Annotated in this window: 20 protein-coding genes; 7 read left to right on the plus strand and 13 right to left on the minus strand. The window is 75.6% G+C overall.

Translation table 11 applies throughout. The annotated features are described in order from the left end of the window. Nucleotides 1–39: 39 nt before the first annotated feature. The 3 genes from ACWGKI_RS06730 to ACWGKI_RS06740 all read right to left on the minus strand — a co-directional run bounded on the left by ACWGKI_RS06730 (nucleotide 40) and on the right by ACWGKI_RS06740 (nucleotide 3,406). Nucleotides 40–1,533, minus strand: coding sequence for a polysaccharide pyruvyl transferase family protein (locus ACWGKI_RS06730; RefSeq protein WP_452185719.1), 1,494 nt, complete (start codon nucleotides 1,531–1,533; stop codon nucleotides 40–42). 233 nt (nucleotides 1,534–1,766) lie between these two features. Further along, on the minus strand, nucleotides 1,767–1,973 hold the full coding sequence (locus ACWGKI_RS06735; RefSeq protein ID WP_452185721.1) for a Trm112 family protein: 207 nt from the start codon (nucleotides 1,971–1,973) through the stop codon (nucleotides 1,767–1,769). After that, on the minus strand, nucleotides 1,970–3,406 hold the full coding sequence (locus ACWGKI_RS06740; RefSeq protein WP_452185723.1) for a phosphomannomutase/phosphoglucomutase: 1,437 nt from the start codon (nucleotides 3,404–3,406) through the stop codon (nucleotides 1,970–1,972). Before ACWGKI_RS06740 ends, ACWGKI_RS06735 begins: the two co-directional genes overlap by 4 nt. Before the next feature lie 93 nt (nucleotides 3,407–3,499). Between ACWGKI_RS06740 and manA the strand changes: the two genes are divergently transcribed. Further along, nucleotides 3,500–4,711 (plus strand): mannose-6-phosphate isomerase, class I, encoded by a 1,212-nt coding sequence (manA, locus tag ACWGKI_RS06745; RefSeq protein WP_452185725.1) that lies wholly within the window; start codon nucleotides 3,500–3,502, stop codon nucleotides 4,709–4,711. 33 nt (nucleotides 4,712–4,744) lie between these two features. Here manA and ACWGKI_RS06750 read toward each other — a convergent pair whose 3' ends face one another. Next, entirely contained in the window at nucleotides 4,745–5,101 is a 357-nt protein-coding gene (locus tag ACWGKI_RS06750) for a DUF3499 domain-containing protein (protein ID WP_380244868.1), read from the minus strand. 105 nt (nucleotides 5,102–5,206) lie between these two features. Between ACWGKI_RS06750 and ACWGKI_RS06755 the strand changes: the two genes are divergently transcribed. Further along, on the plus strand, nucleotides 5,207–5,680 hold the full coding sequence (locus tag ACWGKI_RS06755; RefSeq protein WP_452185727.1) for a metallopeptidase family protein: 474 nt from the start codon (nucleotides 5,207–5,209) through the stop codon (nucleotides 5,678–5,680). Between the two features lie 183 nt (nucleotides 5,681–5,863). Here the strand turns inward: ACWGKI_RS06755 and ACWGKI_RS06760 are convergent, their stop codons facing one another. The 3 genes from ACWGKI_RS06760 to ACWGKI_RS06770 all read right to left on the minus strand — a co-directional run bounded on the left by ACWGKI_RS06760 (nucleotide 5,864) and on the right by ACWGKI_RS06770 (nucleotide 11,377). Beyond that, complete coding sequence (locus ACWGKI_RS06760) at nucleotides 5,864–7,495, minus strand: DUF5719 family protein (RefSeq protein ID WP_452185730.1); 1,632 nt, start codon at nucleotides 7,493–7,495, stop codon at nucleotides 5,864–5,866. Nucleotides 7,496–7,557: 62 nt separating this feature from the next. Next, nucleotides 7,558–10,950 carry a glycosyltransferase gene (locus ACWGKI_RS06765; RefSeq protein ID WP_452185732.1) on the minus strand — a complete coding sequence of 1,131 codons (3,393 nt, stop codon included), beginning with the start codon at nucleotides 10,948–10,950 and terminating at the stop codon, nucleotides 7,558–7,560. Between the two features lie 91 nt (nucleotides 10,951–11,041). Continuing rightward, the gene (locus ACWGKI_RS06770; protein WP_380244291.1) at nucleotides 11,042–11,377 is read right to left on the minus strand and encodes a WhiB family transcriptional regulator; all 336 of its coding nucleotides are present in this window, start codon (nucleotides 11,375–11,377) and stop codon (nucleotides 11,042–11,044) included. Nucleotides 11,378–11,540: 163 nt separating this feature from the next. On the opposite strand from ACWGKI_RS06770, the gene ACWGKI_RS06775 reads away from it, so the two are divergent. After that, complete coding sequence (locus tag ACWGKI_RS06775) at nucleotides 11,541–12,308, plus strand: TIGR03089 family protein (RefSeq protein WP_452185734.1); 768 nt, start codon at nucleotides 11,541–11,543, stop codon at nucleotides 12,306–12,308. Between the two features lie 61 nt (nucleotides 12,309–12,369). After that, nucleotides 12,370–13,233: a glucose-1-phosphate thymidylyltransferase RfbA gene (gene rfbA, locus ACWGKI_RS06780; protein ID WP_452185736.1), complete on the plus strand. Its 864-nt coding sequence runs from the start codon at nucleotides 12,370–12,372 to the stop codon at nucleotides 13,231–13,233. Between the two features lie 25 nt (nucleotides 13,234–13,258). Here rfbA and ACWGKI_RS06785 read toward each other — a convergent pair whose 3' ends face one another. Beyond that, on the minus strand, nucleotides 13,259–14,017 hold the full coding sequence (locus ACWGKI_RS06785) for a class I SAM-dependent methyltransferase (RefSeq protein WP_452185738.1): 759 nt from the start codon (nucleotides 14,015–14,017) through the stop codon (nucleotides 13,259–13,261). A 102-nt stretch (nucleotides 14,018–14,119) separates the two neighbouring features. Next, nucleotides 14,120–14,950: a dTDP-4-dehydrorhamnose reductase gene (rfbD, locus tag ACWGKI_RS06790; RefSeq protein ID WP_452185787.1), complete on the minus strand. Its 831-nt coding sequence runs from the start codon at nucleotides 14,948–14,950 to the stop codon at nucleotides 14,120–14,122. 155 nt (nucleotides 14,951–15,105) lie between these two features. Here rfbD and ACWGKI_RS06795 point away from each other — a divergent pair, with 155 nt between their 5' ends. Next, nucleotides 15,106–15,723: a dTDP-4-dehydrorhamnose 3,5-epimerase family protein gene (locus ACWGKI_RS06795; protein ID WP_380244285.1), complete on the plus strand. Its 618-nt coding sequence runs from the start codon at nucleotides 15,106–15,108 to the stop codon at nucleotides 15,721–15,723. 86 nt (nucleotides 15,724–15,809) lie between these two features. Here ACWGKI_RS06795 and ACWGKI_RS06800 read toward each other — a convergent pair whose 3' ends face one another. The 4 genes from ACWGKI_RS06800 to ACWGKI_RS06815 are packed head-to-tail and all read right to left on the minus strand — an operon-like array spanning nucleotide 15,810 to nucleotide 20,630. Then, nucleotides 15,810–16,742 (minus strand): lysylphosphatidylglycerol synthase domain-containing protein, encoded by a 933-nt coding sequence (locus ACWGKI_RS06800; RefSeq protein WP_380244284.1) that lies wholly within the window; start codon nucleotides 16,740–16,742, stop codon nucleotides 15,810–15,812. Then, nucleotides 16,739–17,899 (minus strand): glycosyltransferase, encoded by a 1,161-nt coding sequence (locus ACWGKI_RS06805; protein WP_452185740.1) that lies wholly within the window; start codon nucleotides 17,897–17,899, stop codon nucleotides 16,739–16,741. The genes ACWGKI_RS06800 and ACWGKI_RS06805 overlap by 4 nt, the downstream gene beginning before the upstream one ends. Beyond that, nucleotides 17,896–18,969: a glycosyltransferase family 2 protein gene (locus ACWGKI_RS06810; protein ID WP_452185742.1), complete on the minus strand. Its 1,074-nt coding sequence runs from the start codon at nucleotides 18,967–18,969 to the stop codon at nucleotides 17,896–17,898. Before ACWGKI_RS06810 ends, ACWGKI_RS06805 begins: the two co-directional genes overlap by 4 nt. After that, the gene (locus ACWGKI_RS06815; protein ID WP_452185744.1) at nucleotides 18,966–20,630 is read right to left on the minus strand and encodes a DUF2142 domain-containing protein; all 1,665 of its coding nucleotides are present in this window, start codon (nucleotides 20,628–20,630) and stop codon (nucleotides 18,966–18,968) included. Before ACWGKI_RS06815 ends, ACWGKI_RS06810 begins: the two co-directional genes overlap by 4 nt. A 101-nt stretch (nucleotides 20,631–20,731) precedes the next feature. On the opposite strand from ACWGKI_RS06815, the gene rfbB reads away from it, so the two are divergent. Further along, nucleotides 20,732–21,727 carry a dTDP-glucose 4,6-dehydratase gene (rfbB, locus tag ACWGKI_RS06820; RefSeq protein WP_452185746.1) on the plus strand — a complete coding sequence of 332 codons (996 nt, stop codon included), beginning with the start codon at nucleotides 20,732–20,734 and terminating at the stop codon, nucleotides 21,725–21,727. A 106-nt stretch (nucleotides 21,728–21,833) separates the two neighbouring features. After that, on the plus strand, nucleotides 21,834–23,180 hold the full coding sequence (locus tag ACWGKI_RS06825; RefSeq protein WP_452185748.1) for an LCP family protein: 1,347 nt from the start codon (nucleotides 21,834–21,836) through the stop codon (nucleotides 23,178–23,180). Nucleotides 23,181–23,187 lie beyond the last annotated feature (7 nt).

Here is a 23,187-nt window from a genome sequence, read left to right on the forward strand (position 1 = left end):
CGGGGTGCGCGGGCGCCGTCAGGCGGCGCCGGACGGGCCTCAGCGGGGCCGCACCAGCCGGCGCGCCCGGCGGGCGGCGCGGCGCACGACGGAGCCCTGCGGGACGGACTCCCGGACGGCCCGCAGCGTCGCGCGCACCTGCTGCAGGTCGCTGCCGAGCGAGCGGATCTGCGCGTCCTTGGCACCCAGCTCCCGCTCCTTGACCCCGAGCTCGCGGTCCTTGGCGCCCAGCTCGCGGTCCTTGGTCCGCAGGCGCTCCTCCGCCTTGGCCTTCTCGAGGGCCGCGTCGTAGGTGCGGGCCGCGAGCCGACGCTCCTTCGGCGTCAGGGGCGTGAAGGAGGGCGCGACGGCCACGCCGGCGAGCCGCTCGTAGATGGTCGCGAGGTTCGCCAGGGTCGTGTCGTACAGGCCCCGGCGCGTCACGGCGAGCTCGTCACGCAGCGCGGCCTGCCGCTCCGTGACGTCGTGCACGGTGCGGTAGAGGTCGTCGGTGAAGGTCTCGGCGCGGGGGTCGAGCGCCCACTCCGCGTGCCCGATGTCGGTCGCGAAGTAGCGCGTCTTGTGGTGCACGTACAGCGACAGCGGGATCGCACCCATGCCGAACGGCACCATCTGGGCGTGCCCGCGGGTCCCCAGGATCACCGGGAGGTCGGCGAGGGCCTCCAGCCCGGTGAACAGGACGTCGCGGCGGCCCCACAGCACGCGTGCGTCGTCGACCAGCCCGCGCTCGGCGAGCAGCTCGTGGAACGTCATGTCGGCGCGCGCGTGCGGCACGCTCACCAGCCGCCACCCCTCGCCCTTCAGGCGAGCGAGCACGTCCGCCTGGTCGGCGTAGACGCGGTCCCGGTCGAAGCCCGCCGCGACCTGCCGCTTGCCGATGATCGACTCGACGGCGAGCACCTTGCCGTCGCCGGTGTCGAGCTGCTCCCGGTACAGGTCGGGGAACAGGTACGACGAGATCGTCGTGGGGCACGGCTGGTAGGTGACGCGCTCGGGGTCGTGGTCCACGTACTCCCGGATGGTGCGCACGGAGCCGTGGTTGCGCAGCCCGAAGAACACGGACTTGTCGAGCGTCAGGTTGAGGTGCTCGCGGAACGGCTCCGCGAAGTCCTCCTGGTCGATGAACCGGTTGTTCCCGACGGCGAAGACGACGATCGGGACCTCGATCCGGCGCAGCTGCTCCAGGGAGATGTTCCACTGCCACCCGGAGCGCGCGTTCGCGTTGGTGTCGCGCAGGAACAGGCCGCCGCCACCCACGACGACGGCGTCGAAGTGCTCGTTGATGTGGTCGACCAGCTTCGGCCCCACCGGGTCGCGCAGGGACCGGCTGCCCGCGACCTCGAAGCACGCGCCGCCGGCGAAGCCCTCGAAGGTCTCACGGACGGCCTCGAACAGCAGCGTGTCGCCGTAGTTCCCGTACGTCTTGATGTCGAAGTGGAACAGGCGCAGACGGCGTCCGGGACGGGCTGCGCGGGAGGCGGCACGGGACGCGCCCGGCTGGGCGGGTCGAGCGGCGGCGGCGTGAGTCGGCACGGCGCGAGCGTAGGCACCGGATGGCCGCCGCAAGGCCGGAATCCGGCCTGATCACCGGCTGCTCATCGACTGTTCATCTGGGGGCCACGACGTGCTCCGCGCGCGTTCTCCCAGCAGCCCGGCAGAGGCTCGCGGCCGGGCCGCCCCGTGGTGGTCGCGTGGTGGTCGCGCGGTGGTCGCGGGGGTGGTCGCGGGGGTGGTCGCGGTGGTGGTCGCGGGGTGGTCGCAGCGGGTCAGAGCGGGCGCGCGTCGCTCTCCAGCAGCACCGGGATGCCGTCGCGCACCGGGTACGCGAGCGGGCGCTCGGGGTCCGTCGAGCGCAGCTCCTGCTCCCCGTCCGGGCCGACGGCGTCGACCAGCTCCGCGCCCGTCACCGGGCAGCGCAGGATGCTGCGCACCCACGGGTCGATCGTGGGGGCCTCGCTCGTGCTGTCGCTCATGCGTCCTCCGTCTGCCGCACGAGCGACAGGACGTCGTCGCGCACCTTCACCATGATGTCCCCGTCGGCCGCCTCGACGTTGAGCCGCAGCAGCGGCTCCGTGTTGGACGCCCGCAGGTTGAACCACCACTGCGGGTGGCCGTCCCAGTGCGCCACGGTCAGCCCGTCGAGCTCGTCGACGTCGGCCTGCGGGTACGCGGCGGCGTACGCGTCGCGCACCCGCTCCCGCGCCGCGGCGGCGTCCGCCACCGTGGAGTTGATCTCCCCCGACGCCACGTACGGGGAGTACATCTCCGCCAGCACCGACAGCGGGTGCGGCTGCTCGCCGAGCGCCGCGAGCACGTGCAGGGCCGCGAGCATGCCCGTGTCCGCGAAGAAGAAGTCGCGGAAGTAGTAGTGCGCGCTGTGCTCGCCGCCGAAGACGGCGTCGTGCTGCGCCATCTGCGCCTTGATGAAGGAGTGGCCCACGCGCGTGCGGACCGTCGTCGCCCCCGCCGCCTGCAGCAGGTCGGGGACGGCGCGGGACGTGATGAGGTTGTGGATCACCGTGGGCGTGCGGCCTGCCGCGAGCTCCTTGGCCACCTCGCGGAGCCCCACCAGGGCCGTCACCGCGGACGGCGAGACGGGGTCGCCGTGCTCGTCCACGACGAAGCAGCGGTCGGCGTCGCCGTCGAACGCGAGGCCGAGGTCGGCGTCGTGCTCCACGACGGCCGCCCGCAGGTCCTCGAGGTTCTTCGGGTCGAGGGGGTTGGCCTCGTGGTTCGGGAAGCTGCCGTCGAGCTCGAAGTACAGCGGCACGACGTCGAGCGGCAGGGCGGGCAGCCCGGCCGCGGTGCCGAGCACCGCGGGCACCGTGTGGCCGGCCATGCCGTTGCCGGCGTCCACGACGACCTTGAGGGGGCGGATGCCCGACACGTCGACGAGCCCGCGCAGGAACGCGGCGTAGTCGGCCAGGGTGTCGACGTCGCGGACCGTGCCCGGCGCGGCCTGGTCCGTGCCGGGGCCCGCCGGGTCGTCGAGCAGCCGCTGCGCGAGCTCGCGCACCTCCGACAGGCCGGTGTCCTGCCCGACGGGGCGCGCGCCGGCGCGGCACAGCTTGATCCCGTTGTAGACGGCGGGGTTGTGGGAGGCGGTGAACATCGCCCCGGGGGCGTCGAGAGCGCCCGACGCGTGGTAGAGCCCGTCGGTCGAGCACAGGCCGATCCGCACGACGTCCACCCCGGCGGCGGTGACCCCCGCCGTGAACGCCTCGACGAGCTCGGGGCCGGACTCCCGCATGTCGTGCCCGACGACGACCTGCCGCGCACCCTCCGGCTGCGCGACCACGCGCGCGAACGCGGCGCCGATCGCGCGGGCCACCTCCGGCGAGAGCTGGTCCGGCACGGTCCCGCGCACGTCGTACGCCTTGATGATGGTGGCCAGGTCGATCGTCACGCCCCACAGCGTACGTGCCCGGGTGCGGCCGGGGCGGGTGGATCTTCCCTGCCCCCAGGCCCTGCGGGGCGCGCATGTGCAAGGGTGGGCACCGTGCCCGAGCTCTACCCGCTGGAGAACACCGTCCAGCACTACGACTGGGGCTCGCGCACGCGGCTCGCCGAGCTGCTCGGCACGGTCCCCGGCGACGCCCCGGACGCGGAGCTGTGGCTCGGCGCGCACCCCAGCGCCCCGTCCCGGGTGGCGGGGCCCGGCGGGACCCTGCTCGAGCTCGTGCGCTCGGCGCCCGACGCGATGCTGGGCCGCCGGGTCGCCGACGAGTACGGCCCGCGGCTCCCCTACCTGCTGAAGGTGCTCGCCGCGGACCGCGCGCTGTCGCTCCAGGTGCACCCCAAGCCGCACGCCGCCCGGGCGGGGTACAACCGCGAGAACCGCCAGGGGCTCGCGCCCGGCGACCCGTGCCGCTCCTTCCACGACGACCAGCACAAGCCCGAGATGGTGGTGGCCCTCACCGAGTTCGAGGGTCTGGCCGGGTTCCGCGCGCCCCGCGCCGTCCTCGACCTGCTCGACGGGCTCGACGGCGTCCTCGTGGCCGACGTGCGCGCGCTGCTCGCCGCCGACCGCTCACCGGGCGGCGTGCGCGCCGCGTTCACCCGCCTCGTCGCCGCGCGGCGCGACCCCGGCACGCCCGAGGACGTCGCGACGACCGTGGCAGCCGTGGCGGCGCGACTGGCCGCGGGCTCGCCGTCGTCGCGCGCCGACGCGACCGTGCTGCAGCTGGCCGCCGAGCACCCCGGCGACCCCGGGTCCCTGGCGTCGCTGCTGCTCAACCGCGTCACGCTCGACCCGGGGCAGGGGCTGTTCCTGCCGGCGGGCGAGGTGCACGCCTACCTGTCGGGGCTGGGTGTCGAGGTCATGGCGTCGTCGGACAACGTGCTGCGCGCCGGGCTCACCACCAAGCGGGTGGACGAGGAGGCGCTCCTGGAGTGCGCCTCGTTCGTCCCGCGGCCGCCGCAGCCGCCCCGCACCCGCGCCGCGGGCGGGCGGGGCCAGGTGAGCACCTACCGGGCGCCGGTCCGCGAGTTCGCCCTCACGCTGGCGGACGTCGACCCCGCCGAGGACGTGGAGCTGCCTGCGGAAGGGCCGCGCATCGTGCTGTGCCTGTCCGGCGACCTCACCGTCACCGCGGCGCACGGCGCCGCGCCGGCGTCGCTCGGCCGGGGCGCGTCCGTCTTCGTCCCGCACGACGCGGGGGCGCTGCGGCTGTCCGGCTCCGGCCACGCCGTGTGCGCCTGGGTGCCCTGAGCGCGGAGGCGGGCGTTCCGGTCAGTCGGCCTCTCAGTCGGCCTCGCGCAGCACGCGCAGGTGGCCGCGGCGCGCCGTCTCGGTGACCGACGTGGGCTCGCCCGCGGGCTCCTGCCGGACCCGGCCGGCCTCGCGGACGGCCTCCGCCAGGGCGGACAGGTCGTCGGGGGACGGCGCCGGCTCCTCGAAGGCGGGGGTGAGTCGCACGACCTCCCACCCGCGGGGCGCGGTCAGCCGTTCGGCATGATCCGCGCACAGGTCGTAGCTGTGCGGCTCGGCGTGCTGCGCGAGCGGACCCAGCACGGCCGTGGAGTCCGCGTACACGTACGTGAGCGTCGCGACGGCGGCATGCGTGCATGCCGTGCGCGAGCACTGCCTCACCGATCTCACGTCGGGGAGAATACGCCGCGGCCGGGTGCCGGCGTGCAGGGCTCGCCGCACCGCCGTCGTCGTGACCGCACCGTGACCCGGGCCGGGGCGGCTTACGCTCGTCGGGTGCACCACGTCGCCAGCTCCTCGCCCGAGCCCGCTCCTGGCCTGCCGGGCGCGGGAGCCGTGCCCCCGACCCGCCGGCGCGACCGGCGCGGGCGCGGTGTGCGCGGCCCCCTGCTGCCGCCGGGGATGCCGGCCCACCGGACTCGGGCGGAACAGTTCGACGACCTGGTCGTGGACGTCGTCGAGACGTTGCAGCGGCGCTGGGGGCCGCAGCTCGCCGGCACCGAGTTCGCCGTCGAGGACGTGCCGCCCTCGGAGCCCGCGCCGTGGGAGAGCGACGGCGTCCCGTTGGGCCGTTGCTTCCCCGCCGAGTCCGGACGGTCGGCGCGCGTCGTCGTCTACCGGCGGCCGGTGGAGTTCCGGGCCGCCGACGACGCCGACCGGGCCGACCTCGTGCGCGACGTCGTCGTCGAGCAGGTGGCGCACCTGCTGGCCCGCACGCCCGAGGAGATCGACCCGGGCTACGACTCCTGACCGGGCACGCCTGCCCACTACCCCTGGCCGGGAAGTTGTCAGACCCAGGGCCGGGTATGCCCGGACGTGGTTCTGACAACTCTCCGGGCCGCCGCGTTGTCAGAGCCAGGAAGGGGTATGCCCGGACGTGGTTCTGACAGCTTTCCGGGCCGCCGATGCCCGACGTGGTGCTGACAGGTCGCGTCAGCCCGCGGCGTCCACGGCGCGGACGTCGACCGCGCCGGGCGTGGTGACCGCCGCAGTGGGCGCGACCGAGGCCACGAGGCTCCCCGTGGTCGCCGTCCCGTCGTCCGCGCGCAGCAGCGCCGCCCAGGTGACAGCCACGTCACCGCCCGCGGCCTCGCCGCGGTCCACGCTCACGCCCGCAGGCACGGTGCCCTCGTCGACGACGTTGACCAGCGCCACGGCGGTCGTCTGCCCGGCGGTGAGGTCGACGTCCGTGCTGCCGATCTCGGCCCCCGCCGCGTCGTAGGCGTGTAGCGTCACCGGCACCGTGCCCGTCGGGTCGGAGTCGGGGTCCCGGTCCGCGGGCGCGGCCGACAGCACGACCCCGGTCCGCACCCCGCCCGGCACGCCCAGCTGCCCCGCCGGGCCGGCCTCGCCCGACACCGCCAGCGGCTGCCCCGCCGACCACGCCACGTCGTATGGCGTGCCGTCCACCACCGAGTCCGCGGGCTGCTCGCCGGGCTGGTCCGTGCGCGCGGCTCCCACGACCGGCACGTCGGCGTCGACGACCACCGAGTAGGCGCCCGCCGGCAGCCCGCCCAGGGGGAGGTCGGACACGACGCCCGGCTCCAGCTCCACCTCGTCGGCCCCGCGCAGCACGACCGGCCCGGAGGGCCCGTACACGCTCACCCGCGCGGTCCCGCCGACGTCCCCGGGCGCGAGCACGCGCAGTCGCGGCGCGTGCGGGTCGTCCACGGCCTCGCCCCGGCTCAGCACGGCGCCCACCGCGAACGTCTCGCGCGGTGCCGCACCCGTCGTCACCACGTCGACACCGGCGGGCAGGAGCCCGTCGATCGCCTGCGTCTGCAGCGACGCCGTCACCCGCGCCCCCGACGCCCGCACGTGCACGGCGAGCCGGTCCTGCTCGGGGGCGACCGCGCCGAGCGGCGTCGTGACCTGGTCGTGCGGCGCGACGGTGAACGCGCCGCTGCCGCCGAGCGCCACGGGCCCCTGGGGCCCGTAGACGTCGAGAGCGACGGTCGCGGGCCGCTCCGAGGGGTTCTGCACGGTGAGCGTCGCCGTCTCCCCCACCTCGGTGCCCCCGCCCACCAGCCACTGCGACGTCGACGGCGCGGCGCACGCACCAGCGCCCAGGCCTCGGAGGTCGCCCTGCGTCGTGACCGAGGCGAGGGTGCCCGCGGCACGGAACGGCGCGTCCGCCTCGGGGGTCGCCCGCAGCACGCGGGTGCCCTTCACGTCGCCCTGCAGCGCCGCCGCGGCGTCTCCCGTGGCCAACGGGGTCGCGCCCTTGCCGCCGAGGCCGGTCGTGCGCGCCTCGCCCGCGGCGTCACCGAGCACGATCGCGCCGAGGCTGGTCGTCGTCGGCACGGGGGCCGCGGCGAACTGCGAGTCGCCGACGTCGGACCCCTTCGGGAGGGCGACGGGCGTCGGGCAGACGAGCGTGGCGTCGGCAGGCTGTACGCCCACGGTGCGCGTCCCGGCCGCGACGGCCCGCTGCTCCGCCCCGGTCCACGACTGCGCCCACTGGTCGCCCAGGACGGCCACGGCGGCCAGCGCCGCGACGGCCGCCACCCCCGTGACCGCTGCCGCCGTCGCGCGCAGGCCGCGCCGCGCCCGGGTGTCCCGCACGTCGTCCCCCGTCCTACCGGTCCGTCGTCCTTCGGTCTTCCGTCCTTCGGTCCGCCGCGCGCTCATCGTCCGCGCCGCCGTCCGACCGGCAGCGCCAGCAGCGCGTGCACGAGCAGCACCACGCCCGCGAGGACGAGCCACGCGGTCCGGTGCGGCGACTCGTAGGCGACCTGCACCCGGCCGGCGTCCGGGCCGACGGCGAAGGCCTGCGTGCCGCCGGCGTCGACGGCCGCCAGCCGTCGCCCGTCGAGGGTCGCGTGCCAGCCGCTGTCAGCGGTCTCGGCGAGCCGCAGGGTGCGGTCTTCGGCGCCCTCGGTCAGGCGCCCGCCCGCGCTGGTGCCGTCGGACGGCAGGGTGCGTACCGCGCTCTTCGGTGCGAAGAACGGGGAGGGCGCCTCGGCGGCGCCGCCGTCCCGCAGCACCGTCGCCCAGCCGGGCGCGGGCCCGTCGGTGGTGACGCGCCAGACCAGGGCGCCCTCCTCGGTGACCCGGGCGAGCCCGGGCACGAGGTCGAGCGTGGTCACCAGGTCCGTGTCGCCGCCGGCCGGCACCTGCACGGCGCCGATCCCGAGCGCGGCGAGCCGGTCGGCGACGTCCGTGGACCGGCCGGTGGCCACCTCCGCCACGACCTGGTCGAGCAGCGCGGTGTCGGTGCGCTCCGGGCCGGCGAGCACGCCGGCCGCCCGGGCGCGCACGACGGTCGACGAGTCCTCGAGCCGGGTGCCGTCGGCGTGCAGCAGCGTGTAGTCGACGACCGTCGCACCGCTCGCGACCCCTGAGGCTCCGGCGTCGCCGGGCGCGACCCGGTCCAGCTGGAGCACCCGCGCGGAGCGGGGCGGCGCCTGCATCTGGGTGCCGACGGCGGGCACCACCGGCTGCGCCGCGGCCTGCAGGTCGCCGACGGCGCCGCCTCCGGTCGAGCCCAGCACCCACGAGCCGAGCTGGGCCACGGGCAGAGCGAGCGCCACGACGCCGACGGCCACGAGGCCGACGGTCCCTGCCCGCCGCAGCCGGCCGTGCTCCTCGCGGACGGGCGCCGCCGGGACCTGCCGTCGTCCGGTCGAGGGCAGCGCGGTGACCGCGGCCGCACCGAGGGCCAGCAGCAGCACCGAGAGCCCGACGCCCGGCCAGCCGGTCACGCTCGCGGCCGAGCCGTCGGTCGCCGTGCCGCTCGCCACGACGGTCGCGACCGCCAGGACCGCCGTCGCGAGCCCCGCCGCGGCGCCGAGCCACGCGAGCCGGACCCCGCGCACGGCGCGCGGGCGCACCATGGCGACGGCGGCGAGGACGAGGACGGCCACGCCGAGGAGTGCCGGCCCGACCAGGGCGAAGCGTCCGAGCGGGCCGTCCGTGCCGAGCCACCGCTCGAACCAGACGGTGTCCCCCGGCAGGCCGAGCAGCAGCTCGAGGGCGGTGGGGGCGCCCTGGGCGGCCAGCGGCGCGCCGGGCTCGGCCACCAGCAGGCGCCACCCCCCGTCCGACCAGCTGCCGAGCACCTCGCCCCAGAACGGCAGCGGCACCACGACCGCGGGCAGCAGCACGAGCAGCAGGGACCGCCACGACCGCCGCACCACGAGGGCGGTGACGCCGATCAGCACGGCGGCCACCGGCAGCAGCACGGGCGCCGCGCACACGGCGACGGCGAGCAGGAGGCCCGCGGCGCCGGCGGCGCCGAGGGACCCGCGGCGGCGCGTCGGCGTGTGCACGACGTCGCGCGCGTGCGCCCCCACGGTGCGCAGCAGCGCGACGAGCAGCCACGGGAGCGTGAGGTGCACGACGACGGCGCCCAGCCGGCCCGAGCCCAGCGACGCGAGCAAGCCGGGCGCCGCCGCCCAGGCCAGGGCGGCCACGGCGCGCACGACGACCGAGCGCGTCAGCGAGCCGGCCGCGAACCAGCCACCGAGCGCGGCCAGCGGCAGCGCGGCCACCACCACGGCGTTCACCGCCGTCTGGAGCCCGCCACCGGCGAGCACGGCGAACGCCGTCAGCGGCACGAGCAGCGGGTCCGCGGCCGCGCGCACCCCCAGCCCGTCGCGCACCCAGCCGGAGGTCGCCGCCTCCCAGACGTCCCCGACGCTCCCGGGGGCCGGGAGCAGCCCGCCGCCCACGACCCGGCCGCCGTCGGCGAGCACGCCCTGCCACGGCCCGAAGAGCGCGACGTCGAGGGCCACCACGGCCACCAGGACGACGCCCAGGACGACGCGCCGCGTGCGGGCGAGCCGGCGCAGGTCCGCGCGCTCCAGGTCCGTGGGTGCCCAGCGGGCGCGCTGCGCCTCGGCCCGGGCCAGGCGGGCGTCCCGGCGCTCGGCGAGCACCTGCCGCCAGGTGCCGAGCAGCGGGGCGAGGACCCGCCGGGGCAACCGCCGGGTACGGGCGGCGCGCCGGCGAGCCCGGTACAGGGGCACCAGGCGCAACGCGGTCACCACCGCGGCGACGAGCTCGTCGCGGGCCTGTGCCGGGCGCTTGAGGGCCAGCCGGTACATGGCCGCGAACGGCGCCCACAGCAGGATCGCGAGCCAGACGAACGGCAGCAGCGGCAGCGGCGCGTCGACGAGGCGCAGGTACAGCTGGCTGCGGCGGCGCGCGTAGCGCGACGTCTCCAGGTCCGGGGTGGCGTTCGGGCGCCCGCGCAGACCGAGGAGCGACGCCTGCGCGTGCCGCACGACCGCGTCAGGGACCACGACCACACGGTGCCCCGCGAGCCTCGCACGCCGGCACAGGTCCAGCCCGTCGCCGAACGGACCCAGCTCAGGGTCGGTACCGCCCAGCTCAGCCCACACGTGCGCGCGGACCAGCGCGCCGGCGAGCCCGACGGCGAGGACGTCCTCGCGCGCGTCGTGCTGGCCCTGGTCGATCTCCGTGTCGTCGATGCCGGTCATCCGCCGGCCGAGCGGCGACACCGTGCCGCCGACCTCCACGAGCATGCTGGCCTCGGCGGCCGGCGTCCCGTCGGGGTCGACGGGCCAGCGACGCTGCTTGCAGCCGGCGACGGCGACGGCGCTCGAGTGCTCGACGGCGCGCAGCAGGCGGGCCAGGGCGTCGGGGTCGGGGGCGGAGTCGTCGTGCAGGATCCACAGCCAGCCGGTCTCGGGGACGCCCACGACGGCGTTCGCGCGGTCGACCGCCTCACCGAGGCTGCGGACCCCCGACGCCGCGACGAAGCGGGCGCCGCCGAGGCGCAGGTCGGGGTGGGCGGTCGACTCCGCGGCACCGACGTCCACGACGACGACCTCGTCGGCCGCGCGCTCCTGGTGGGCGAGCGCGTCGAGCGTGGCGTCGAGGAAGGGGGTGCGGCCGCGCGTGACGACCACGGCCGTCACGGTCACCACCAGGGGGGCGGCAGCGGTGCCGTCCCTCCGGTCGCCGGCGGCGGTGGCGGGCGCGCCGACGGTGGTCGCGCCCGGGGGTGCGACCACGCCGCCGGGGCGGGCTGGGGTCGGGTGGGGAGCAGTCATCCTGCCCGCCATGATGCGACGAGCCCCGATCCCGTCGTGGGATATCCGACCCGTGCGTGTCGGGCCGGACATCCCTTCGGTCAGCGCGCGCTCAGACGGCGCGGCGCTTCAGCTTGCGACGCTCACGCTCGGAGAGCCCGCCCCAGATGCCGAAACGCTCGTCGTTGGCGAGCGCGTAGTCCAGGCACTCGGCCCGGACCTCGCAGGACGTGCAGACCTTCTTGGCCTCGCGCGTGGACCCGCCCTTCTCGGGAAAGAAGGCCTCCGGGTCGGTCTGGGCGCACAGGGCTCGTTCCTGCCACCCGAGGAGAGTCTCGTCGTCGACCGTAGCGTCACCGAACAACGGCAGCACCGGCGCTACGCGCTCGGGCTCACGGCCTACGTCAGACGGGAAGACCCCCCGGTCCCCATCCAGCAAGTTCCACATGGCGTGCCCCTCCATGCCGTTCTCTTTACGGAAACTGCATACCTGGAATTACACGCGTGTCCTTCGAAGGCGTCAAGTCGAAATGTGCTAGTGATCTCGATCTCCACTGCCCATTCACATGCGGGGACGGAGCCGCCGCGCCGCGGCTCGTAGGCTGACCTGCGTGAACCCGCTCCCCGCCGCCCCCCGGACACCGTCGACGATCTCGCAGATTCTCGATCTTGTCGTGTCCGACCCCGGTCGTCCGCGCCTCACCTGGTACGGCGACGGCGGGGAACGCGTGGAGCTCTCCGGGGCCGTGCTGCAGAACTGGGTGAACAAGACCGTCAACCTCCTCGTCGAGGAGTTCGACGCCGCCCCGGGGACCGTCGTGACGCTCGACGTGCCCGCGCACTGGCGCGGCGTCCTGTGGGCGCTGGCGGCGTGGCGCACCGGCGCGACGGTGGCGCTCCCCGGCGACGTGCCGGCGGCCGGCGGCGACGTCGTCGTGACCTCCCGTCCTGAGGCGTGGGGCGACCTCCTGTCCGGTCCCGGGGCCCCCGACGTCGTGGCCGTGGCGCTGCCCGCCCTGGCGCGGTCGTTCGACGGCGCGCTGCCGCCCGGCGCGGTCGACGCGGCAGCGGCCGTCATGACGTACGGGGACGTCATCGGCTGGGCCCCGGAGACCGACACCGCCGCCGTCGCGCTCGAGGCGCCCGGCGCCAGGCCCGTCACCTTCGGCGACCTGCTGCCCGCCCCGCGGGCGGCGGGCGAGCGCGTGCTCGTCGACGGCGACCGCCCGCTCGGGGAGCTGCTGCGCGACCTGCTCGCCACGTGGGCCGCCGACGGCTCCGTGGTGCTCCTGTCCGCGGCGACCGCGGCCGAGCTCGGCGCCGACCCGGAGCGGCTCGACCGGCTGCGGGCCACCGAGCGCGTCACGCCCACCGCCTGAGCACCCGTCGCCGCAGAGTTCACCCTGCCGGTTCCGGGCAGGTGCAGCACAATGAACTGCCATGCGCGGCATCATCCTGGCCGGCGGCAGCGGCACCCGGCTGCACCCCATCACGCTCGGCGTCAGCAAGCAGCTCGTGCCCGTCTACGACAAGCCGATGATCTACTACCCGCTGTCCACGCTGATCCTCGCGGGCATCCGGGACATCCTCGTCATCACCACCCCGCACGACGCCGAGCAGTTCCGGCGCCTGCTGGGTGACGGCTCCGAGTTCGGCGTGTCGATCGAGTACACCGTCCAGGTGCAGCCCGACGGGCTGGCGCAGGCGTTCGTGCTCGGCGCGGACTTCGTGGGCGACGACGCGGTCGCCCTCGTGCTCGGGGACAACATCTTCTACGGGCCGGGCCTGGGGCGGCAGCTCACCCGGTTCCACGGCCTCACGGGCGGCGCCGTCTTCGCCTACCGGGTCGCGGACCCCACGGCGTACGGCGTCGTCGAGTTCGACGACGCCGGCCGCGCCCTCTCGCTCGAGGAGAAGCCGCGCGAGCCGAAGTCGAGCTACGCGGTGCCCGGCCTCTACTTCTACGACAACGACGTCGTCGAGATCGCCCGGAACCTCGAGCCGTCCGCCCGCGGCGAGTACGAGATCACCGACGTCAACCGCGAGTACCTGCGCCGCGGCACGCTGCAGGTCGAGGTGCTGCCCCGCGGCACCGCGTGGCTCGACACCGGCACCTTCGACTCCCTGCTCGAGGCGTCGGACTACGTCCGCACGATCGAGCGGCGCCAGGGTCTCAAGATCGGCTCGCCCGAGGAGGTCGCCTGGCGCCGCGGGTTCCTCACCGACGACGAGCTGCGCGTGCGCGCCGAGAAGCTGGTGAAGTCCGGGTACGGCACGTACCTGCTCGGCCTCCTCGAGCGCTGACCCGAGCCCTGACCCGAGCTCCTCGTCAGCCGCGCGGTGCCCTCCCCCACGCGACGAGCCCGGTGCCCGTGCGGGGGAACGCCCGCTGGGCGAGCCGGAACGGCCAGGTCGCGGCGCGGACGAGCGTGCCCTGCGCCGCCGTCGACGGCTGGAAGAGCCGGCCGCTGCGGGCCGTGCGGTCGGCGGTGCTGCCCTCGTCGCGCAGCCCCGGTCGGCGACGGGCGACCTGGTTGCGTGCGGCCTCCAGCGCGTAGCCGAGCGGGACGCCGTACAGGCGCAGGCCGACGTCGTGGAGTCCCGCGTCCCGCAGGAGCGCGACGAGGACGGCCGGGTCGTACCGGCGGAAGTGGCCGACGGCCTCGTCCATGGGGCCGAACCGACGCTGCCACGCGGGGGTGGAGAGCAGGAGCGTGCCACCGGGCCGCAGCCGCGCGACCCACTCGCGCAGGGCGGCGGCGTCGTCGTCGATGTGCTCGATGACCTCGAAGGCGCAGACGAGGTCGAACCGCTCGGCGGCGGGCAGCGTGTCCAGCGGGCCGTGCACGACCGTGCCCGGCGCTCCGGCGTCCACGAGCCGCTGCTCGGCGGTGCGGGCGCTGTCGGCGTCGAGCTCGACCCCGGTGTACGCGGCGGCCCGCGCGGCCAGGCGGACGCCGACGGCCCCCTGGCCGCAGCCGATCTCGAGCACGCGCCCCGCGGCGCCGGGCAGCAGCGGTTCCACGACGTCCCACCGCAGGCTGCCGTACAGCGTGAGCGGGGGCGGGGTGGCGACGGCAGGGGGCACGAGGCGCTCCTTCGGACTCGACGGCACTGGCGGCACTGACTGCACGGACTGCACGGACGGCACTGACGGCACCGAGGGCGGGAGCTTCGGGGCCGGCCGAGGTCAGCCTGCCAGCACGTCCGCCGCGGCGGCGTCCCACCGCGCGGCCCAGTCGCCGATCGGGTCGACCCCGGCGGCGCGCAGGGCGTCGTGGCCGAGCACGGAGTACGCCGGGCGGGGTGCGGGTCGCACGAAGGCGTCGCTGGTGGTGGCGGTGACGCGGGTCCCGGTGCCGAGGCCCGCCACGATGCGCCGCGTGAACCCGCACCACGACGTCTGTCCCGAGGCCGTGCCGTGATAGGTCCCCGCCGGGGCGCCGGCGTCGACGAGGCGCACGATCAGGTCGGCGAGGTCCCGGGTCCAGGTGGGCTGCCCCACCTGGTCGTCCACCACGGTCAGCTCGTCGCGCTCGGCCGCGAGCCGCGCCATCGTCCGGGGGAAGCAGCCGCCGTGGGCGCCGTAGAGCCAGGCCGTGCGCACGATCAGGTGGTCGGGCGCCTCGGCGCGCACGGCCCACTCCCCCGCCGCCTTCGTGCGGCCGTAGGCGGACACGGGGGCCAGGGGCGCGTCCTCGGCGTACGGGGTGCCGGCACGCCCGTCGAAGACGTAGTCCGTCGACACGTGCACCACACGTGCGCCCGCCGCCCGCGCGGCGCGGGCCAGGTGCGCGGCGCCGAGGGCGTTGACCTGGAAGGCGGCGTCCTCCTGGGTCTCGGCGTCGTCGACGGCGGTCCAGGCGGCGCAGTTGACCACGACGTCGACGTCGCGCACGACGGCGGCGGCCGCGGCCGCGTCCGTGACGTCCAGGTCCGCGCGGCGGGCCGCGACGACGTCGGCGCCGGCCTCCTGCAGCACGTCCAGGAGATCGTGGGCGAGCATGCCGCCCGCCCCCACGACGAGCCAGCGGCGGCGCGCGGGCGGCGACGTGCTGGCAGGTGTGCTGGCAGGTGTGCTGACGGTCTGCGCGTCGGCGGTGCTCACGCCTAGGATCCTAGGCGGGGGCGGCCGGGACCGGGCGTCCGACGGACACACCCGAGGGAGCACCACCCGTGCGGTTCCGCGAGCTGGCAGTGCCCGGCGCCTACGAGATCACCCCGCAGCAGTTCGGCGACCCGCGCGGGGTGTTCCTCGAGTGGTTCAAGGCCGGGCCGTTCGCCGACGCCGTCGGGCACCCCCTCGACCTGCAGCAGGCCAACTGCTCCGTGTCCGCCGCCGGCGTCCTGCGCGGCATCCACTTCGCCGACGTCCCGCCGGGACAGGCCAAGTACGTGACCTGCGCCCAGGGCGCCGTCCTCGACGTCGTCGTCGACCTCCGCGTCGGGTCGCCGACCTTCGGGCGGTGGGACTCCGTGCTGCTCGACGACGTCGACCGCCGCGCGATCTACCTCGGCGAGGGCCTCGGCCACGCGTTCCTGTCGCTGGAGGACGGCTCGACCGTCCTCTACCTGTGCTCCACCGGGTACAACCCCGGCGGCGAGCACGGGATCCACCCTCTCGACCCGGCCGTCGGGATCGACTGGCCGACGACCGCCCGCGACGGCTCGCCCCTCACGCCGCAGCTCTCCGACAAGGACGCCGCCGCCCCCGGGCTCGCCGAGGCGGAGCAGCAGGGACTCCTGCCCTCCGACGACGCGGTCCAGGCCTACCTCGCCAGCCTGCGCGCCTGACCGCCCCGCCCGTCGAGGTAGTCCCCCTCGCGCCGAGGTAGTTCCTCACCCGCCGAGGTAGTCCCCCTCGCGCCGAGGTAGTTCTGCTATCTCGGCCGGGCGAGGGCCCCTGCCCCGGCCATCGCCAGGTCGGCGATCGTCACGAGCACGCGGCTGACCAGCACCAGCAGCAGGACCTCCGCGTGCGGCAGCACGGCGGCGAGGACGGCGAGCAGCACCAGCTCGCGCGCGCCTGCACCGGCGGGCACCACGACGACGAGGAAACCGACGACCCAGGCGAGGGCGTAGCCGCCGACGGCGAGCGCGACGCCGCGCGCGTCGGCGGGCATCCCGAGCCCGACGGCCAGCACCCAGACCTGCGCGCCGGCGAGCAGCCACCCGGCGACGGACCACAGCGTCGCCGCACCGAGGCCACGCCAGCCGAGGGGCCGGTCCAGCGGAGGCCGGCGGGCGACGCGCAGGGCCCAGGCCACGCACCGGTTGAGCACGGGCGGCAGCAGGACGACGGCGACGGCGGGCAGCAGCCACAGCACCGGGCCGGCCGACCCGAGGGCGCCGGAGGCGACGAACGGGAGGGCGACGACGCCGACGACGGCCCCGGAGACGACGCCGACGAGGGTCGCCACCGCCGTCGTCGTGACCGAGGTGCGGCGCGCGATGCCGTGGTCGACCCCGAGCTCGGCGGCGGCGACCACGTTCCAGACCCCGCCCGGCACGTACTTGCCGAGCTGGCTGATGCCGAAGACGCGCAGCGCGACGCGGAAGCCTGCGGGCGACCCGAGGTCGGCGAGGACGACCCGCCAGGACACGAAGGTGCACAGGACGAACGCGAGCGACAGCAGCAGAGCCACAAGGACGCGCTGCCAGGAAAGCTCGGCGGCGGCCCGGGCGAGGTCGTCCCGCGCGGCGACGACGGCGTAGACCGCCAGCCCGATCGCGAGGACGAGGAAACCCCACCGCACCCAGGGCGAGCGCAGCACGCCGAGCGCCCGGGACAGCGCGCCGGCGCGGGCCGTCACGGACGGACCCCGCGGGAGGCGAGCAGGCGCACCAGCGGCTCGACGACCGCGGCGGGACGCGCGAGGCCGCGACCGGACGCGGCGCGGGCCCGGGCGGTGGCGAGCGTCGCCGGGTCCCGCAGCGCGAGGAGCCGCTCCGCCAGCGCGGCGGGGTCGGCCGGCGGGACGAGCTCGACGTGGTCGCCGAGGTGCCGGCGCTGCGGCGCCGTGTCGGACGTGACGACGACGCAGCCCGCGGCCAGGCCCTGGAAGACCTTGTTCGGCACGACGCGGAGCCCCTTGGGGGTGGCGGAGAAGATCCCCAGGCAGACGTCGTGCGCGGCGACGAGCCCGGGCAGCTCGGCGGGGTCGACCCAGCCGAGCCAGGTCACGCCGGGGACGTCACGCAGCAGGGCGCGGGCTGCGGGCAGGTCCTGGCCGGCGCCCACGAGGGTGACCTCGATCCGCCGGCCCCCCTGCGCGCCGTCGGCGGCCGCGCGGGGCAGCGCCCGGGCGAGGGCCGCGGCAAGCACGTCCGTGCCCTGCAGGGGGGTGAACAGCCCGAAGAACACGAGTCGCAGCGGCCGGGTCCCGGCGTCGGCGAGACCGGCCGCCCGGCCGGCGGAGGGCGCGGCGTCGAACCAGTCCTGCGGCGCGCCGACCGGCACGACGAGCCCGCGGCGAGCGCGGGACGGCACGAGCTCGCCGAGCATGCGCGCGTGCTCGGCGGTGTCGAGCAGCACGACGTCGGCGCAGGCCACCGCCAGGCGGTCGAGCGCCCGCAGCGCCGTCACCCGCGCGCCCCGAGCGCCGCGGTCGGTGGCCGTGTCCCCCGCGAACACGAGGTGGTCGAGCAGCACCGGCGTGCGTCCGAAGAGCAGCCGGGCGAGCACGACGTCGAAGTGTCCGAGGTAGCCGACCAGCACCGCGTCCGGACGCCCGTGCCTGCGCCGGTGCCGGACGGCGTCGCCCACGAGGAGCGCCCAGCAGCGCAGCAGCCGCACCAGGAGGACGGGCAGCCGCCACGGCTCGCGCAGCATCCGCACCCGCTGCGCCGTGCTGAGGCCGAGCGGACGGTCGAGCTCGTGCACGACGTGGCCGTGGGCGCGCAGCCCTGCCACGAGCACGCCGATCCGGGGGTGCCGGGCGGCGTCGTACGTGCCGAACGCGACGATCACGCGGGCGCGTCCTGATCGTCGGGCACGGCGTCCGGCACGGCGTCGGGCACCCCGTCGCGCAGGTCGTGGCGGACGGCGTCGCGCACGTCGTGGGGGACGGCGTCGGGCACCACGGCGTGCGACGCGGGCCGCGCGCCGTACTGGATCGCCTTGACCCGCTCGAGGGTCTCCTCCACCAGCGTGCGGTTGGTGCGCAGCAGGTCCGCGATGACCAGGAGCGCGAGGCACAGCAGCGCCCCGACGAGCATGGCGCCCGCGAAGACGAGCGACTGCACGTGGCCACCGGCGTCCCCGCGCGCCAGGTAGACGAGGAACCGCACGGCGGGCACGGCCGCGGCCACGAAGAACAGGGCGGCGAGCGTGAGGAAGACCAGGTGAGGCCGGAACATGATCCAGGAGCGCAGGATCGCGCGCCCGGAACGGCCCATGTGCTGCCAGATGTTGGAGAACAGCCGCGACTCGCGCGTCTTCGGGTTGGTGCTGATCGGCAGGCTCGTGATCCGCAGGCGCTTGTTGCCCGCCTGGATGATCGTCTCCATGGTGTAGCTGAACTCGGTCACCACGTTGAGCCGCAGCAGCGCGCCCCGGGAGTAGGCGCGGAACCCGCTCGCGGCGTCGGGCAGCGACGTCCCCGCGGCCGCGCTCACGACACGGCTGCCGAGGCGCTGCATCCGCTTCTTGAACGGCGAGAAGTGCGCGATGGTCGCCGTCTGGCGGTCCGCGACGACGATGTCGGCCTCCCCCGCCAGGATGGGCGCCACGAGGTCGCCGATCCGTTCCGACGGGTACTGGTTGTCGCCATCGGTGTTCACCACGACGTCGGCGCCGTGCGCGAGGGCGTAGTCGACGCCGTCGCGGAACGACCGCGCCAGCCCCATCGTGCTGGTGTGCCGCAGCACGTGGTGCACGCCGAGCCGCCGCGCCACCTCGGCGGTGCCGTCCGTGGAGCCGTCGTCGACGACGAGGACCTCGACGCTCTCGAACCCGGCGACCTCGCGCGGGATGGCCGCGAGCACGAGCGGGAGCGTCCCGGCCTCGTCGAGGCACGGGATCTGGACGAACAGCTTCATCGCGCATCCTTCGGGGGACCGGGGGCCGCCGGCGTGTCGCCAGGGGCCACGGACGCCGCGAGTCTACGGGGCCACCCGAGCGCGACGACCAGCGCGGACACGAGCGCGAGCGCGCACGCCGCGACCACGACGAGCAGGGCGGGCTCCGCGAGCGGGCTCCAGGCGAGCCAGCGGTCGACGGCGGCCCCGAACGGCTCGCCGGGCCCCTGGTAGAACGCGCCGAACGCCCACACCAGGCCTCCGGCCGCGGCTGCGAGCGCGAGCGTCGTCACCACCGGTACGGCGACGGCGAGGCGCCGGTCCTGGCGGCGCACGAGCTGCCACAGCGCGACGGCGAACAGTGCCGCGAGCGCCGCGATCCCGCCGAACACGTACCGGCCCTGGACGGCGACGAGCCCTCCGGTGTCGGCGTGCGCGGACCAGCTGTTGTACGCCACCCCGGCGGCGAGCCCGGCGGGCAGCAGGGCGAGCGCGAACGACGCACGTCGTGCACCCGGCAGGAGGACCGCGGCGAGCACGACGGCGACCAGGACCACCGACCCGGCCACCACCCACGCGCCCGGGAGGCGTACCTCCAGCCAGGACAGGTTCCCGAAGAACGCCTGCGGGAGCTTCTCCAGGATGAGCCGCGGCACCTCGGCGTCCGGCACCTGCGCCACGGTGGCCGGGTCACGGGGCATGCCCACGGGCTGCACCGCGCCCAGGGTGATCACGTTGCGCACCCACCACCAGCCACCGACGGCCACGGCGACCGTGACGGCGACGACGAGACGCCCCAGCCGGCCGGGCCACCGCCGGCCGCGCGCGAGCAGGTAGGCGACGCCCACGGTGGGCAGCGCGAACGCCACCATCACCTTGGTGAGGAGCCCGAGCCCGACGACGACGCCGATCGCGACGGCGACCCGCCACCGCAGGTCGCCGGTGACCACGCGGGCGGCGAGCCAGGTCGCGGCCGCGCAGGTGAGCACGACGAGCGCGTCGTTGTTCACCGCACCCATGATGTGCCCGAGCTGCGGCAGGAAGAGGGGGAACGCGGCGGCGACCAGGCCGGCGGCCGGCGAGCCGGTGACCCGGCGGGCGGTCGCGGCGGCGAGGGGCACGGTGAGCGCCAGCAGGACGACGTCGAACAGGCGCAGCGCCAGCATCTGGGCGTCCCAGCGCGCCTCGGTGAGCCCTGTGACGCGCAGCACGGCCGCACCGAGGGCGTAGTAGAGCGGCGGGTGCTGCGTCATCTGGTCGACCGTCGTGCCGGACGTCGCGTCGCCCAGCGCGTTCGAGGCGTCGAGGCGGGTGCGCTCGTCGCGGGGCACAGGCACGAGGTCGACGAACTGGGGGACGTCGGGACGGTGCACCCACCGGCCGGGCGGGTCGGAGGGGTAGCCGGCCTCGTGGACGGCGTCGACGACCCCGGGGGCGAGGTAGGCGTCGCCAGGGGCAGGCCATCCTCCGTCGTAAGCGATGCGCAGCACGCTGTTGAGGTGGTTCTGCTCGTCGGGCGCCTGGAACGGCGGCGTGACGACGGCCCACAGGGTGGCCCACCCGGCCACGGCCAGCGTGATCAGCGCGACGGCACGCCGGTACCCGCGCGGGGCCGGTCGCAGGGCGCTCGTGAGGGGTGGCGGGGCGGGCTCCCGGCGCACGTGCCGCGTGGTGTCCGTCACGACCTCAGTGTCCCAGAGCGGGACGCCACCGGCGCCGCGGGTCCCGGATTCGCCCCCGCGCCCCCTGCCGCGCCCGTCGCGCCGCCGGTAGGGTGCCGCGCATGCGGGTCCTCGTCACAGGCGGCGCCGGGTTCATCGGCGCGAACTTCGTCCAGCAGACCGTGCGGGAGCGCCCCGACGCCCGCGTGACGGTGCTGGACGCCCTGACCTATGCCGGGGACCGGACGTCGCTGGCGCCGGTCGCGGAGCAGGTCGAGCTGGTCGAGGGGTCGATCACCGACGCGCCGCTGGTGGACGAGCTGGTGGCGGGCGCGGACGTCGTCGTGCACTTCGCCGCGGAGTCCCACAACGACAACTCGCTGGCCGACCCGTCGCCGTTCGTGCAGACCAACCTGGTCGGCACGTTCACCCTGCTGGAGGCGGTCCGCCGTCGCGGCGTGCGGTTCCACCACGTCTCGACCGACGAGGTGTACGGCGACCTGCCGCTCGAGGGCGACGACGCGTTCACGCCCGCGACGCCGTACAACCCGTCCAGCCCGTACTCGGCGACGAAGGCAGGCTCGGACCTGCTGGTGCGTGCGTGGGTACGGTCGTTCGGCGTGGCGGCGACGATCTCGAACTGCTCCAACAACTACGGCCCGTACCAGCACGTGGAGAAGTTCATCCCCCGCCAGGTCACCAACCTCATCGACGGGGTGCGGCCGCGCCTGTACGGGGCGGGGCTCAACGTGCGCGACTGGATCCACGTGGAGGACCACAACTCCGCCGTCTGGGCCGTCCTCGAGCGCGGTCGCATCGGGGAGACGTACCTGATCGGCGCCGACGGCCAGCGCAACAACCTCCAGGTCGTGCGGACCCTGAACGAGCTGTTCGGCCGCGACGCGGACGACTTCGACCACGTCACCGACCGGCCCGGCCACGACCTGCGGTACGCGATCGACGCGTCCAAGCTGCGCGAGGAGCTCGGGTGGGCGCCCCGCTACACCGACTTCCGCAGCGGCCTGGCCGCGACGGTCGACTGGTACCGCGCGCACGAGGACTGGTGGCGGCCCGCCAAGGCGGCCGTCGAGGCCCGGTACGCCCGGAACGGCCAGTGACGACAGCCTCGGGCCCGGGGCCGGTGACCGACCCACACATTTCCTCTACCGTCCCGGTTCCCGGGCACCGCAGCGGCGTGACACGAACCCTCTATGCTCGCTTCCCGTGAGCCGCACCACCCCCCGCCACGTCGCCTCGGCCCCTGACTCCGTCAAGGGGCCCTCGCACGCACGCGCCCTGCGCACGCACACGCTCGCGCGCGCCCTGGGGATGGGGCTGACCGCCGTCCTGGCGTTCGTCGCCGTCGGCGGCGCGACGGCGGCCGTCCGGCTCACCAACAACATCACGTCCGTCGACGCGGACAAGCTGCTCGGCGACGACCGGCCCGAGAAGATCCTGCCCAAGGACCCCAACGCCGACATGCCGCTGAACATCGTGCTCATGGGCTCGGACAGCCGCGGCGGCGACAACGCCGACATCGTCGGCGACGGCACCCTGGGCGCCCGCTCGGACACGACGATGATCATGCACATCTCGTCCGACCGCTCGCGGGTGGAGATGCTCTCCCTCCCCCGCGACACCACCGTCGACGTCCCGTCGTGCCCGACGTCGTCGGGCGGTCAGACCGCACCCCTGTACGGGGTGAAGTTCAACGCCGCCTTCGCGCAGGGGGTCAACAGCGGCGGTGACGTCGAGTCGGGCGCGCTGTGCGCCCAGAAGACGATCGAGACGATCACCGACGTGCAGATGGACGGCTTCGTCGTCGTCGACTTCGCCGGGTTCGAGAAGATGATCAACGCCCTCGGCGGTGTCGAGCTCTGCATCCCGGAGGACATCGACAACCCCAAGGCCGACCACCTCAAGCTGTCCGCCGGCGTGCAGGAGCTCGACGGCAAGACCGCCCTCAAGTACGCCCGCGCACGGTACGGCATCGGGGACGGCTCCGACCTGGGCCGCATCGGCCGCCAGCAGGAGCTCGTGGCCGCCCTCGCGCGCGAGGTGCTCAGCGCCGGGACGCTGGCCGACCCCGCGAAGTCGCTGAAGTTCCTCGGCGCCGTCACCGGGTCGATGACGATGAGCAGCAACTTCGCCTCCATCCAGGGACTCGCCGGGCTGGCGTACAGCGCGCGCAACGTGCGCCCTGACACCATCTCGTTCATGACCGCGCCGAACATGTACGACCCGAGCAACGCGGCGAACGTGATCCTCACCGACGACGCCGAGGCGGTCTGGAAGAACCTCAAGCACGACAAGCCCCTCAACGACGCGATCACGACCGAGAAGACCGGCAAGAAGTCGAAGGGCGCCGGCGACAGCAGCGCGACCCCCGTGTCCGACGACGACACCGGCACGACGGACGACGCGACCGACGACCCGACCGACGAGGCCACCGGCGCCGCCACCGACGACGCCACCGCCGCGACGACCAAGGACGACCCCGAGCCGAAGCGCACGCGCGAGGCCGGCAAGGAGGCGTTCACCGGCGCCGACGTCACCTCGGTCTGCGGCTGAGCGCGGG

This window comes from Isoptericola sp. NPDC055881, from assembly GCF_053615895.1.

Bases quoted from the DNA above. Each gene is read 5' to 3' on its own strand.
- ACWGKI_RS06735 (WP_452185721.1), bottom strand. From the start codon at position 1,973: ATGAGCGACAGCACGAGCGAGGCCCCCACGATCGACCCGTGGGTGCGC.
- ACWGKI_RS06765 (WP_452185732.1), bottom strand. From the start codon at position 10,950: ATGACTGCTCCCCACCCGACCCCAGCCCGCCCCGGCGGCGTGGTCGCA.
- ACWGKI_RS06770 (WP_380244291.1), bottom strand. From the start codon at position 11,377: ATGTGGAACTTGCTGGATGGGGACCGGGGGGTCTTCCCGTCTGACGTA.
- rfbA (WP_452185736.1), top strand. From the start codon at position 12,370: ATGCGCGGCATCATCCTGGCCGGCGGCAGCGGCACCCGGCTGCACCCC.
- ACWGKI_RS06810 (WP_452185742.1), bottom strand. From the start codon at position 18,969: ATGAAGCTGTTCGTCCAGATCCCGTGCCTCGACGAGGCCGGGACGCTC.
- rfbB (WP_452185746.1), top strand. From the start codon at position 20,732: ATGCGGGTCCTCGTCACAGGCGGCGCCGGGTTCATCGGCGCGAACTTC.